9 protein-coding genes are annotated in these 13,347 nt (G+C 69.0%); 6 read left to right on the top strand and 3 right to left on the bottom strand.

All coding sequences use genetic code 11. The features are described 5' to 3' along the window. The first annotated feature begins 9 nt into the window (after positions 1-9). The 6 genes from BJ999_RS31850 to BJ999_RS31825 all read left to right on the top strand — a co-directional run bounded on the left by BJ999_RS31850 (position 10) and on the right by BJ999_RS31825 (position 7,191). Positions 10-318 (top strand): hypothetical protein, encoded by a 309-nt coding sequence (locus BJ999_RS31850; RefSeq protein ID WP_179836684.1) that lies wholly within the window; start codon positions 10-12, stop codon positions 316-318. A gap of 44 nt (positions 319-362) precedes the next feature. Continuing rightward, complete coding sequence (locus BJ999_RS31845; RefSeq protein ID WP_179836683.1) at positions 363-794, top strand: PIN domain-containing protein; 432 nt, start codon at positions 363-365, stop codon at positions 792-794. Positions 795-1,380: 586 nt separating this feature from the next. Further along, positions 1,381-2,769 carry a hypothetical protein gene (locus BJ999_RS31840; protein ID WP_179836682.1) on the top strand — a complete coding sequence of 463 codons (1,389 nt, stop codon included), beginning with the start codon at positions 1,381-1,383 and terminating at the stop codon, positions 2,767-2,769. Continuing rightward, positions 2,762-5,416 carry a phospholipase D-like domain-containing protein gene (locus BJ999_RS31835; protein ID WP_179836681.1) on the top strand — a complete coding sequence of 885 codons (2,655 nt, stop codon included), beginning with the start codon at positions 2,762-2,764 and terminating at the stop codon, positions 5,414-5,416. The genes BJ999_RS31840 and BJ999_RS31835 overlap by 8 nt, the downstream gene beginning before the upstream one ends. Positions 5,417-5,518: 102 nt before the next feature. Next, positions 5,519-6,031 carry a DUF4365 domain-containing protein gene (locus BJ999_RS31830; RefSeq protein ID WP_179838951.1) on the top strand — a complete coding sequence of 171 codons (513 nt, stop codon included), beginning with the start codon at positions 5,519-5,521 and terminating at the stop codon, positions 6,029-6,031. After that, positions 6,028-7,191: a hypothetical protein gene (locus BJ999_RS31825; RefSeq protein ID WP_179836680.1), complete on the top strand. Its 1,164-nt coding sequence runs from the start codon at positions 6,028-6,030 to the stop codon at positions 7,189-7,191. Before BJ999_RS31830 ends, BJ999_RS31825 begins: the two co-directional genes overlap by 4 nt. Here the strand turns inward: BJ999_RS31825 and drmC are convergent. The 3 genes from drmC to drmA are packed head-to-tail and all read right to left on the bottom strand — an operon-like array spanning position 7,161 to position 13,320. Continuing rightward, positions 7,161-7,958 carry a DISARM system phospholipase D-like protein DrmC gene (drmC, locus tag BJ999_RS31820; protein WP_179836679.1) on the bottom strand — a complete coding sequence of 266 codons (798 nt, stop codon included), beginning with the start codon at positions 7,956-7,958 and terminating at the stop codon, positions 7,161-7,163. The two genes, BJ999_RS31825 and drmC, sit on opposite strands and share 31 nt — an antisense overlap. Next, entirely contained in the window at positions 7,955-9,790 is a 1,836-nt protein-coding gene (gene drmB / locus BJ999_RS31815; RefSeq protein ID WP_179836678.1) for a DUF1998 domain-containing protein, read from the bottom strand. The genes drmC and drmB overlap by 4 nt, the downstream gene beginning before the upstream one ends. Beyond that, positions 9,787-13,320 carry a DISARM system helicase DrmA gene (drmA, locus tag BJ999_RS31810; RefSeq protein ID WP_179836677.1) on the bottom strand — a complete coding sequence of 1,178 codons (3,534 nt, stop codon included), beginning with the start codon at positions 13,318-13,320 and terminating at the stop codon, positions 9,787-9,789. Before drmA ends, drmB begins: the two co-directional genes overlap by 4 nt. Positions 13,321-13,347: the final 27 nt, after the last annotated feature.

Here is a 13,347-nt window from a genome sequence, read left to right as displayed (position 1 = left end):
GATTGAGTCGTGGACGCCAAGCGAACTACCGCCAACCAGCCTCTTCGTGTCGCGAAGCGCCGCAAGGCCGCGAGTGGACACAGCGCGACCGAGAAGCTGTCGGCCACCATCCGCCGCGGCCGCAAGGCCGAGATCCGCGAACAAGCCCGCAAGCTGGGCCTGTCCGATTCCGCCTACGTTGATGAGGCGATCGCGGCCAAGCTCCAACTCGACGCCCTCGCCGAGTTCGTTGACGAGTTGGAAGAACAGCACGGGCCGTTCAGCGAGGACGAGATCCAGGCCGCCCTCGCCGCCTGGCCGTCTGCGCAAGATCAGTGAGCGCCGCTCGAGGCCGTCGGGCTGCCAGGCTTGGCGGAACTTTGGTGCTTGACAACGATGCCATCAACAAGGCGGCCACGGACCGCGACGTTGCGATCTTCTTCGCTGCTGCGCTGCGCAAGCAGGCACGCTTGGTCACGTCCAGTGTCGTGCTGACGGAGATCCTTCGCGGCTCCGACCGGGACACGAAGCTGAACCATGTGCTGTCCAGCACCAGAACGGTCGTTGAGCCTGTCACCGAGGACCTCGCACGCGCCGCCGGGAAGCTGATCGGGGACGCGGGGTTCGACTCGACGGAGGTTGTTGACGCTCTGGTCGCCGCGACGGCTCACATGTACGCCGACCGTGCGGAGGCGGCAGGGCAACAGCCTGATGTGCTGATCTTGACCGCCGACTCCACACACCTGCCGGGGCTGGCCGGTGATCGAAAGGGAGTAAGGGTGCAGAACGTGAAGGACATTCGCCGGCCCGCGTGAGCGTGGGCTGGCGGTGCGGCTGAGAATCAGCCTCCGGATGCCTGGCGAGGTGACGCCTCGCTGCACGGCGGCAACTCCGCGAGGCTGAGGACGGCGGCGCAGCCGTACTGCAAACCCGAGTCCGACGTGATCGTCGGGACTGCCGACAGAGAGTCTGTGCAGACTAAGGGCTCTTTCGTCTCTGTCGCTCTTTCGGTGTAGAGGGTGAGGCCCCAATCCGAGGAGGATGCGGTGGCGGAGGAGGCGGAAGCCCGCTCGACCGTACGACTGCCTCTTGATCCCGATCGACCGTTCTACCGGGGAATTCTTGACATCCGAAGCTGCCCACGCCGTCCATGATCATGCTGTGACCAGCACACACGAAACGGCTGCTGAAAAAGGCTCACTGTGGTTCACCGCGACCGGCAGCCAATTGAGGTGGTGAGTGCCAAGCGGTGATGGTATGAATAAAGTTGAGGCTGGCTGTGCTCATCGATAGTCAACGAACGCAGGGTGTGTGGTGAGCATTCTCGTGGAGGGGCCGGCTTGGAGCTCAAGAGGGCTTCCGCCGGTGGCGGGGCGATTCCCCTTGTCGGTTGAGTCGCACGTGCTGAACATGGTGGATCGACTTGTCCCAGGCGTGACCACGGTGACTCCGCATGCGCGCTATTACGCCGTACACGCCCTGGTCGCGCACGAGGCGGTAGGGCGGGATCTTTCTGGCAAGGACACGCAGGAACTGCTGCGCCGTGTCGAGGTGGCGCTCGCCGTGGTGTCGACCCATCACGATCACGAAGTCAGGCTGCCCAAGGCCCATGGACAGGATGCTTTGGCGGGAGTGAGTCCGGTCGTGCTCGCAGAGGCGGCCCAACCGGGCAAAGGCGGTTACAGCAGTTCTCCGTGGGGGTTCTGGAGGCCGTACTCGGCTTCAGAGAGAGCTTTGGGGATCCTCGAGCCGGGTGGCTCGTCTCTGACGCCGGGACCACGTAGCGACGAGGCAGTGTTGCGAGCCAGCCTGGGTCCGCTTCTCGAACTGGCGGCTCAAGAGGAGATCGGCGACGAAGCTGCTGCGTTTTCCGACCCCCTGTGCTTGTGCACGGCAGGGGAGGCACCTGACGGCCAGTGGCTTTCAACCATCCTCTGTGGGGTGGGGGATGGGCCGACGACGCCTCACGACCGAGACCGCAGGGAGACGATTAGTCTGCTGGCGCGCGTGCTTGCCACCCATCAGGTCGAGAGCCTCACCCAAGACTTCACGGAGGCGGTCGCATTCGGTGAGTTCGGTGTCACCGACGAGGTGGCCGCGTCGCTCTCCATCACTTCCGCGTGGCAGGGGTTGCTGCTGCGGAACTATGTTGTAGGCGCATGGCGACGTCTCTGGGCGTGGCTTGTGAACCAGATCGAATCCTTCATGCCCGCTGAGGAGCTGGGCGATCGTCTTGCGGCTGAACTGCCGAACCAGACAGTCGGCGCGTTCGTCGACGATTTGCCATCGTCCATCGATGGCAACGGGCACACGGCTCCGGTTGAACCGGCACTTCGTCGGAGTGACTGGCCCTCGCCCTGCACCGAGCTGGCCGTCCTCGCCATCGGAGCTCGCCGCACCAAGGAACTCGAAGGCGACTCTTTGCGCGCGTTCATCGGCAATGAACGGATTCGAGACCGCGAGCTCAGCCCCCTCTGGATGTGCCGCCGTCTGGAAGAGCACCGATCGCAGCATCTCCGAGACTTCGCCAGGGAACTGGTGAGGATCCTGCTCGCTCGTGCCCAGCGCATCGCGCTGGCCAAGTCGCAGCGACGGGACGATGGCAGCCTTTGGGTGCCCAGCAGAGTTCGCAGCCGCGACGGTCACCTGTTCGCGGTCGGGACAGAAGGCTCCGGGGACGTCGGCCTGCGCATCGACCAGCTCGGCAGCGTACTTGTCGGTGCCGGCGTGCTCACCAACGCGACGGGCCACTGGAAGGTCACGGAACGAGGGTGGGCGCTCCTTGCCTGACGACGATGGCTTCTCTGCAACACCCGTCGAGAGCGAACGATGGTTGGTCTCGCCTCTTTCTCTGGTTCTAGAGGAAGAACGTCAGGGGGACGAGCAGACAGAGGAGGCCCTGTTCCTCAGTTACACCCTCGACTGGGGGTTCTTCGAACGGGTCATCTTGGGGCCTGCGAAGGCGACCGGTGCCAGGGTCACCGTCGTAGGTGACGCCACGGTGGCGGTAGCGGACCCCTACGCCGCCCGGCAGTGGGGGCGCGGCTACCTCGCCGCGCTGACCTTCGTGCCGAACGCTGCCTTTCACCCCAAGCTGATGGTCCTGGCCGGTCCGCGACGAGCGACGGTGGCGATCGGATCCGGCAACACCACGATGGCCGGGTGGGCGGACAACCGCGAGATCTGGACGGTGGCCCGAGGCGGGCCCGACGGAGCACCGCTGCTGTTCGGCCGGCTGGCCGCCTGGCTCCGCGGCCAGGCCGGGCTGCCCGACCGCCTCACTCCGGCCGCCTGCGCCGCCTTCGGACGTACCGCTGATCTGCTGGACTCCTTCCCGGCGGAAGCCGAACCGCCGGAAGCGCGCCTCGTGAGCAGCTTGGAACAGCCGATCATCCAGCAGCTCCCCTCTGGCCCCGTCCGGGAGCTCGCGGTGTTCGCTCCGTTCTACGACCGCGCCTCGGCGGCACTGTCCGAGTTGGTGAAGAGATTGCGGCCGGACCGCCTGGTGGCCGTCTATCAACCCGGCCGCACCGAGCTGGACGGCAGCTCACTGACCGAACTCGTCGACCGCGTCGGCGGCGAGATCCGTGCTGACGGTGAACGGCGCTACCGGCACGGCAAGCTCGTTGAATGGGAGGTCGACGGTCGGCGCTTCGCCCTGACGGGCAGCCCCAACCTCTCTCGCCGCGCTCTACTGCTCGACCAGTCGGCAGGTGGCAATTGCGAGCTCGGTGTGATCGCACCCGTCGAGTCGTCGCTCTGCCCTGAGGGCGGAGCCGTGCCGTTTGCGACCGTGCGCACGATCACGGTCCCGAAGTGGAAGCCGGCTCGGTCAGGCCCGCTGCTGCTGGCTGCCGAGTTGCAGGACGACGGCACCAGGCTGACCCTCGTTCCCCAGCCGTCCGTTGCGCGACTCCGGGTCTCCCCGGTCGACGCCCCGCCCGACCATTGGCAGGAACTGGCGCAGGTCGGTCCGGGCCGGCCGGTCGAGACCGTGCCCGTACGCCTTGCGGCCGGCAGCAGGCTCCAGCTGGTGCTCGACACCGATAGCGGTCCACGGTTCGGCAACATCATCGCGGTCAACGACCCTGTGCGGGTGCAGCGGCGACGCAGCACCCGCGCGAACTCCTCCGCGCCTACGCCCGAGGAATTCTGGGAGACCCCTGGACTTGCGGAGAAGTTCTTCGCCGATCTCGCTCAGCTGCGGGGCTCTCTCGCCGGTGCCGCCTCCACACCGGCTGCCGGAGCCCGCTCCGCGACACCCTCGTCCGGGTCGACCACGGATCACTCCACATGGCGTGACTACCTGGATGAGCGCACCGAACGGCTTGGTCTTCCCCTTCTGCACTTCGCGCTCGGGCTGCCCCGGCCGGCGGCCCTGACCGAGGGCGACGGGCCCGACCTCGTGCCCGCCTCCTGGGACGAGGAGTACGCCGACGATGATGCGGCCGGTCTGGAGAGCGACGAGACCGACAACTTCGTCCAGGACGAGCCGGACGGCTCAGCTTCTCTCGCCCCGAACCTGGCGGGGCGAAGCGAACATGAGCGGCGCCGCTACCGCCGCTTCGCGAACGGCCTCACCGAGCTGGCTCCGGAACTGCCGCCCCTCGAACGACTCCTGGCACTGCGCCTCACACTGTGCGTGGTGGGGCAGGACGCCTGGGACCCCGGCATGGAGGCGGAGTGGCTCCAGCTGCTGCTCCTGGGGCTGGATTCGCTGGCCGAGACCGATATCCCCGAGCAACTGGAGCCGCATGCGGCAAGTCTCGCGGCCGTGACCATTGCCATTGTGCGCAGCGAGATCCCGCGGCACTCCGGGACGCGCGAGAGTCTGCTGGTGAGAGAGGTCATCGATTCCCTCAGCCACCTGCTCGTCGTCGTGGAGTATGACCTTCTTGCCGAATACGGCGCCCATCTTGAGCACCGCTTCGGCTGGTACGTCCATCCCGAGGCGGTGCTCGCTCTCGTGCACGACATCGTCGAGAACGACACCTTGGACGAGGCCATCGCCGAGCTGACCGAACGCGGCATCGACGTCCATCGGCACTCGGACGCGTTGCTGCACGTGCATGGAAGCTTCGCCAATCCCATGAAGGTCGCACTCCAGGTGATCGCAGCGGCCGAGAAGGCGACGCTGGTGGGGGCGTGGGCGAGCAATGACCAAGGACTGTGGGCTCTCGCGCTCTGGCAGCCGCGCAAGCTGATCACTATCGAGATCATTCGCCAGAGCGGCCGTGTCAGAGGGCCGCTCTGGCGCCATTACGAGCTTTCGGGAATCGTGACCCCTGCGGCGGCGGTCCATGACGGGTCGGTGCTCAGAAGGTATTTGATCAACCATGGCCCTCTCAACCGCCCGGTACCTGGGGCGCGCGACCTCCTGACCCGGCTCGGGCTGGACGATCCGGCTCCGCCTCGGTGCGGTGACCCACTGCGGTGACCGTAAAAGCGAACTATCGGCAGTTGGTGGATGTCGTGGTCAAAGTGCTTGAATGGTGTGCAGTCCGGTCGGGGGGACCGATGAGGCTCCGGGAGGTCAGCGCTGGCACTCGACCACAGCAATCATCAGGGGAAGTTCGGTGAGTCGTTCGTTCGGACTGTTGCCGCGGCGTCCGGACTGCTGGTTTCGCAACCTGATCCCGACTTCGATGGCGTTGATTTCTCATTCAAGTACCCCGGGGCGAGGAAAACGGCGTACCTGCCGCAGATCGATGTCCAGGTGAAGTCGTGGCGCGTCCCCACCGGGGCGGGGGACACCTGGAACTACTCGATGGAGTCCAAGCATTTCAACCAGCTGGCCGGGACGTTCGACATCCCCCGATTCCTGTTCCTGGTCGTGGTGCCGGCGGATGTCCGGGCCTACACTCGGGCTGACGACGAGTGCCTCCGCCTCTACCGGGCCTGCTACTGGGCGTCCTTCAAGGATGTTCAGCCCGCATGGGAGATTCCCGGCGACAAGGAGGTCAAGGCCCCGGTTCCGAAGCGGAACCTGCTCACCGTCGACTCCTTGCTGGCGCTCATGGTCAGGCCGGTCACGTCGCTGGAGGCTTCATGACCGTCGAGGAGGATCTGCGCCGGACGCTCGCCGCGATCCCGCCGGACGACGTGAGGACCTATCTCTCACACAGCGGCTGGGAAGCCTATGACCGGATCGGGTCGTCGCGTCTGTGGGCGGTCAGTGAGGGAGACCAGGACTTCGAGGTCGTCATCCCGCAGGACGCTGAAGTGCGGGACTACGAACTCCGCATGATCAATCTTCTCCAGGCCCTCACCGAGGCCGAAGGGCGCCCGCGCGAGCAGATCCTCCGGGACCTGACGACCGTGAACGTCGACCGCAACCGCGTCCGGACCCAGCCGCCGGCGCCGACCGGCAGTATTTCGGTGGCGGACGGGGCGGCCGCTTACGCGGGCGTCAGGGAGATGCTCATCGCCGGGGCCTACGCGGTGCTGAGCGAGCCCGCCGTCCGCCTGCCACGGCGCAAGCTCGCCGAGGTGGAGGAGTTTCCGAAGAAGGCAAGGCTGGGACCGGCGGAAGCCGGCAGCTACATCATCACCGTCGAGGTTCCGCTGGCGGAGGACGACGGCGCAATGTTCAGCGTTCCCCAGCCTCTTGGCCGCCGGGTCATGCTGCGGCTCTACAGCGCGATCCAGGCGGCCCACGCGGCGTCGAGTGAAGCCCTTGAGACCTCCGAACTCGATCCGTTCGCGGACCGGGTCGGTGAAGGGATCTCCGCACAGCTGTGCAGGGCGTTGGGCCGGTTCGGCGGCACCGAGCAGGACCAGCCCTTCGAAATGCGGTTCGCCTGGGCGCTGCGGAATCCGACCGGCATCGCGACACCGCCCGTCCGCTTCGACGCGTCCATGGCGTCGGTGCTCGCCCAGGCGGGTGAAGACCTTGGTATAGGTGATCGAATCGACCGCGACGCCGTGGTCGTGGGGACGGTCTGGCGATTGCAGCGGGTCCGGCCGACCGACGACGGCTGGATCATCGTTCGCGGCGCCAACATCGCGAGCGAGGACCGCCAGCGGCGACTGGTCAGAGTGCCCCTGCCGCCGGAGGACTTCAACAAGGCCCTGCAAGCCAGCCGGGACGGCCTCCCGGTCAGGATCGTCGGGACTCTGGCCCGAACTGGCAAGCGTACGGAGTTCACGTCCGTCCGCGACTTCTCCATCACCGGCGCGGATCAGCGCGAGACCGGTTCCAGGGGCCCCTGACCGGGACGCATCAGTCCGCGGAAGTGTCCGACCATGCGGCGCACGGCCGCCGGGTCGCGCACGACCACGCCCAGCTCGATGTTGTCGCCCAGCGCGCGGTCGGTGAGGTTGGCGCTGCCGAGGAAGGCGACCCGGTCGTCCGCCGCGACGAGCTTGGCGTGCAGCGCGGCGGGGGATGCGCCGGCCGCCTGCCGGTGGCGGGCGGGCCAGGTCCAGAAGGTGGCCGAGTCGCGCAGCGCGGCGAAGGCCGCGGCCGCGCCGGTTCCCCTGAGCGCTCCGCCTTCCTGACGGGGGCTTTCGAGCACGAGGTCGATGTGGACGCCGCGCGCCGCGGCGTCCTTGAGTTCGCGGACGACCTCGCTCACGCCGAAGGCGGCAAAGCTCACGACGAGCAGAGCCGACCTGCTGCTCCTGATGATCTCCGTGACGACGGCGCCGGTGAGCCTGACCGCCGGGCGGTCGCTCAGGGGCCCGCTCACGACGACGTCGGTCTGGCGCCGGGCATGCCGGGCGTGCAGGACGGCCCCGGTCTCCAGCGCCAGCGCGACGGCCTCCCCCGGGGGACGTGGCTCGGCCTCCCGCCATGCCCGAGCGAGCCGCGCGGCGCGGACACCGGCCGCGAAGCCCGGCCCCGCCTCGATGAGTTGTGCCTCAAGGTCGGTGCCGGGCGCTCGGTGGCCGCGCAGGATCCGCGCCCACTCCTCGATGTGCCCCGGCGGCAGTTCTTCGGCCAGCCGGGCGACGACGCGGGCCAGCTCCGGGGTCACCGGGCGAGGAAGCCGATGTCGGAGTCGATCACGGTGTCCACGAGCAGCGCTCGGTCGAGGTAGTGGTTGCCGTGCTCGCAGGACGTCTCGGCCGCGAACAGGCACGCGTGGCAGGCCGCGCCGAACAGGCGGCCGTGCGGGCGCGGGTCGTGCTGCGCGCAGAGCGGGTCGGAACTGCACAGGCGGGCAGCGTCGAGCGCCTGGCCGATGAGGTCGCCGAGCCGGTCTCGGCGCCCTAGCGAGACCAGTCCACCGAACGTGCCCTCGCTGTCGGGTGCCGCGGTGTAGAGCAGGATCCCCGCCATGGGGCGGTCACCGGAGCGGGCGTAGATGCGTTCGGCGATGCCCGAGGCGTTGTAGCCGCACTCCAGTGCGAACTGCCGGATGAGCACGTGCGCGAAGGTGTGCAGGAGGACGTAGCGCATGCCGGGCCAGTCGCCCGGAGACATCTTCCGCTGCGCGCGCCAGCGCTCGTGCCCGAGCCGCAGGACGCGTTGCCTCTTCAGGACCTCCGGCCGCTGTTCCCAGGCGGCGATCCTGTCCTCCTGGAAGCGCAGGAGGATGCCCTCACCGCGCGTCTCGGCGCAGGGCACCCAGGTCGGCGCTTCGCGGGACAGCCGGACGCGCCGGTCGGTATCGGTCGCTTGGACGTCCCATTCCGGTGCGTCGATGCGAGTGAAGCCGTAGAGCGCGGACACCCGCCTCAGCCGCGGAGCGAGAACGACCTCGTGCAGCCAGGAGCGCGTCGTCGTCGGAACCTTCTCCTTGCGGATGGTGAAGTCGGGAAGGTCGACCGGGTCGGGGCGGGTCAGCGCCTCCCATTCGGGGGTGTCGAGGTCGCGTTCGTCGGCGGGTTCGTCGTCGGTCTCGGTGGCCCGCCTGCGCATCGCCTGGAGGACCTTGTCGGCGCCGAACGCTTCGAGATCCTGCCAGCACGTGAGCTCGACGACCAGACCCTTGACGATCTCGTCCGGGAGCGGCACCAGGAGGCTGAGCTGCGGCCAGTTCTCGATGATCTTCTGGGTGAGCTCGTCGTCCGCGCGGGGGAGCGTGAAGGCCTGCAACTGCATCGCGAACCAGGAGTTGGTCGCTCCGAGGCCGAGGGTGCGGGTCGGTTCACCGCACTCGCTGAAGGACGCGAGATGGGGGTCGCGGCCCCGGCAGGCCGGCAGCCTGCGCCATGCCTCCGGGCCGAGGGCCGGAGCCATGGACCGGCCGCCGGACTTGTCCGTTTGACACTCGCAGCTCACGTACACGTTCGCGGCCTCGCCCGTCGTGCCGCGCTCCTGGAGCTTCAGGGTGTGCTGCCCGCCTTCGGGGACGGCCCCGCCGTGCACGTAGAACATCCAGGGGAAGTCGTCGAGGTGGCCGCGCTCGCAGGCCAGGACGAACCGCGCCGGAACGACGACGGGCCGGTTCCCGCCTCGCCCCCGGCACTCGTGGATGTACCGGATCCGCTCGGGCGAGTAGGAGTGCGGCAGCAGCTTGAACAGCCCGCTCTCCACGGGGGCGAGGATGTTGCAGCCCGAGCAGCGCAGCCAGCGAGGGAAGAGGCGCACGGGGACGCCGACCCGGCTCCACTCGGCGAACGGGTCGCTGGTCTCCGGGATGTGCGGCGGCGTGCGCAGGGCTTCGACCTGGTCGCCCAGTTCCCTGCGCACGGCGGCGAGGAGCCGGTCCTCCCGGACCCGTTCGGACTTGGCGAGGTCCCAGTCGTCCAGCCCGCCGATGACGACGGACAGGTTCGGCAGGTCGGCGACCGCACCGACCCCGAACGTGTGCAGGAGCTGGTTGGGCCGAAGCTCGCCGACCCGTAGCGGCTGGACCGTCATGAGGTCGCTCCGTCCTCTTCGTCGTCGGTCTCCACCGGGACGTGCGGGGGCTCGTCGACGATCGAGAGCCCGTCGTCCTCGGGAAGCAGCAGCAGCCTGATCCCCGGCTCCACGTCGCGCAGCGAGGTGGGGCACGTCATCGGCTTCCACTTGCCCTCTTCCGGCCGGCGGAGCAGCCCCGCGGTGTCGGCCCCGGCGCCGAGGGGCTTGTCGTAGGCGAGCCTGCGCCCCGGGATGAGGCGCTCCCTGTGCCACTGGTCGAGGCGCGCGTCGAGCAGGTGCTCGACGGTCCGTCCGACCGCGTTGTCTCCGGTGACGTCGGTGGCGCGCCGCCGAACGGACCGGACGACGTGGTCGGCGAGGCTGTTGTTCCGGTCGAACGCCGCGGCCTTCAGATTGCCGTTGTAGGACAGGTCCAGATCGCGCACCAAAGACATCAGCACCCCGGTCAGCCCGCGGTCCACGGCCCGCTCGGCGTACGGCGTGACCGACAGCGCCTCCACATGCTGGTAGATCGTCTGGTGGAAGTGCTCGAACGACTCGTAGTGGGACAGGTCCCGGGGCCGGGCCCAGTTGAAGACGGTGAGGACCAGACCGGGCGCGGCCCGCCCGACACGGCTCGTCGCCTGGATGTACTCGGCGGTCGACTTCGGCTGGTTCGCCACCACCATCACGCCGAGCCGGGACACGTCCACCCCGACCGCGATCATGTTGGTGGCCAGCAGCACGTCGATGGGACGGCGCTCCCCCTTCGGGCGGTTCTTCCGGAACGGCACCTGGAGGTGGTCGAGCACCTCGGGGATCTGCTGGGACGAAAGCCGCGAGGTCAGCTCCTGGGGGAGCGGATCATGTCGTTTGGCCAGGCCGCGCTCGTCCGCCCGCATTAGCCGGGTGGAGACGTCGTCCTCGACCAGCCGCCGCATCCCCGCGAGGTCGCGGAGGCTGTTGAAGTAGCCGACGAGGGTCATGTACGGGTCGGTGACCTCGTTCTCGCCGTACTTGGTGTGGAGCGCCTGCGCGGCGCCCAACACCGCGACGTAGACGCGGATGAGCGTGGACTTCAACCGGGTGCCGTGCGCGCAGATGCCGACGTAGCGCCGGCCGGGCGCGTACCCGGCCGCGTCCGGGGCGGTGGGCCGCTGCCGGGCGAAGAAGCCGTCGCCGATGTCGACGCCGGGCGGCGGGAACAGGTCGGTGCGCCGGTCGAACAGGGCGCTGATCTGCTTCTCGGCGCGCCGGATCGTCGCGGTGGACGCGACGACCTTCGGTCTGACCTTGCGCCCCTCGCCCCGGTCCCAGGTCGCGAGCTTGTCGACCGCGGTCTCGTACAGGCCGACCATCGAGCCGAGCGGCCCGGAGATCAGGTGCAGCTCGTCCTGGATGATCAGGTCGGGCGGGCGGAGGCGCCCGACCGGGACGATCCGCGCGGCGGGCGCGTCGCCCTTCGCCGGGTGGGGAGCCGTCGTCCCGGACAGCTCCCAGTCGTTGTTCTGGAGGTCCTCGGTGACGTAGCCGTGCCGTTCGCACCGGTACGCGACCCGGCCGAACAGCGTGATGGTCTCGCCTTTCCAAGCAAGCTGCGCGAACTTGTCGACGGTCCCGATGACAAGGCTCGGCAGCAGCCGGTAGATCTCCTCGTCGACCACCACGATCGGGATGCCCTCGGGGCCCGCGGCCGACCCGAACGGGCAGAACACGTCCGGGCAGACGACGGTCGTGCGCCGCCGCGTCATGTCGACGTGGACGTCCTGCCCCGGCTCGATCCGGCTGCCGCACCACGGGCAGCTCGTCAGCTGGTGGGGTGAGCCCTGCCTGACCACGGGGCGCTTCCGGTTGCCCTTGTGCTGCTTCAGCCATTCGGAGGCCTGGTCGGTGCGGTTCGGAGTCACCCGGGCGCCCACCCACAGGCCGACCCGGAACGGTTCGGCGCCCCACGTCGCCTCGTCATCGCGCCGGAGCGTCTCGCAGGCGCAGATCAGCGCCGTCGCCCGCTGGAACTGCTGGATGGTCAGCAGCCGCAGCGTGTACCGCATGAGGACGGCGACGCCGGCGCGCGGGTCGAGGCCGCCCAGGGGGGCCTGGAGCCGCCGGATCGCCAGCGTGAAGGCGGTCAGCCCGAGATACGCCTCGGTCTTGCCGCCACCGGTCGGGAACCACAGCAGGTCGGCCAGCGCCGAGTGGCCGTCGGTCCGCTCCTCGTGGGCGGGATCGGCCAGCGACGGCAGGTTCAGCAGGACGAACGCCAGCTGGAAGGGCCGCCAGCTCCGGTTCTTCGTCACATCAACAGCCGCGACCACGTCGTCCAGCGGCCGGTCGGGCTCCTTAGCGCGGATGTCGGCGGCCATCGTGTGCACGCGCTGGAGATGCATCGCCCGGTTGGCGAACGCGAAGGCGCGGCGGACCGCCGGGTCGTCGTCCAGCAGCCGGATGCCCGCCTCGATCCGATCGGCGGCACGCACAGCCTTGCGGAGAGTCTCGTCGACCTCCGCGGTGTACCCGGCCAGGTGCCGCGCCGGATCGGTGAGCCCGGCCCTCTGCCGGTCGACCCAGGCGCGGTACCCGGTGACCAGCGGCATCAGCGCGCCCCGAAGGTCGTCGGCCGGGCTGCCCGCCAGGCCCGCGAGGTCGCTCATGTCGACCACGAGGTCGGCGAGTTCGGGCAGGTCGGCGTCCGTTTTCACGTCCGGGACGCCGGTGGCGGGGACCTCGTGGTCGGCCACGGCGACCGTCTCGACCCGGACCGCGCGCATTGGATCGTCCGGCGCCGGCGTGACCCGCACACCGGTGCTGTGACCGACGGCGAACTCGGGCGTGAACCGGTACGCCATCATCAGGCGCTTCTGCTCGGCCTTGTCGGCGTTGTCACCGCCGCTGACGGTCGCGGGCCGCGGCAGGAACACCGCCGCGCCGCCGGGACCCGTGACGCTCAATCGGACCTGGAACATCCAGGCGGAGTCGGCCAGCTGGGACGGCTTGGGCCTGCCGTTCACCAGGAACACCGACACCAGCCAGTTGCCGTCGAGCCTGCGGGCCCGGCCGCTCACCACGACCTCCGGATGCTCCGAGGTGAGCTGTTCCGCCGACAGGAAACCGTCCCGCAGTTTCAGGGATGCGGACCCGTGCTCGGGAACACGTCGCCACACCGGGCCCGAGGCGTCCTCATCCTCGGGGTAGACGCGCTCGTGGTAGGCCCAGTCGGCCTCGACAACGAGTTCCTGGACGTCTCCGGACACGTAGACGGTGCACCCGAGCGACGACGGAGCCAGGCTGACCATGTTCGGCGCGTTGCGGTCGCGATCGTCCTCGCCGTGGTCACCACCGGTTCCGTCGGCGTTCTCGTCCTGCTCGTCTGGCTCGATCACCTCGCCGTCCGGCGCGAGCCGCCCGAGGATGTAGCGGTCGGTGGGCCGCTCCCCGAACTCCTCGCGCTCCCCGGCGAGCGGCCCGTGCAGATCCTTCAGGACGAGACCGAGCAGCTCGTCGCGGATCTCGGCGGGCCGGGGCACCCGCAGCACCGTGTCGTCGCTCACGGCGTCACAGTAGCGCCGACCGCCGAC

It is taken from the genome of Actinomadura citrea (assembly GCF_013409045.1).
Lineage (GTDB): Bacteria > Actinomycetota > Actinomycetes > Streptosporangiales > Streptosporangiaceae > Spirillospora > Spirillospora citrea.
This window is presented reverse-complemented; position numbering and strand designations above follow the sequence as displayed.

Excerpts from the sequence above, each read along its gene's own strand:
- BJ999_RS31825 (WP_179836680.1), top strand. The coding sequence starts at position 6,028 with ATGACCGTCGAGGAGGATCTGCGCCGGACGCTCGCCGCGATCCCGCCG.
- drmB (WP_179836678.1), bottom strand. The coding sequence starts at position 9,790 with ATGACGGTCCAGCCGCTACGGGTCGGCGAGCTTCGGCCCAACCAGCTC.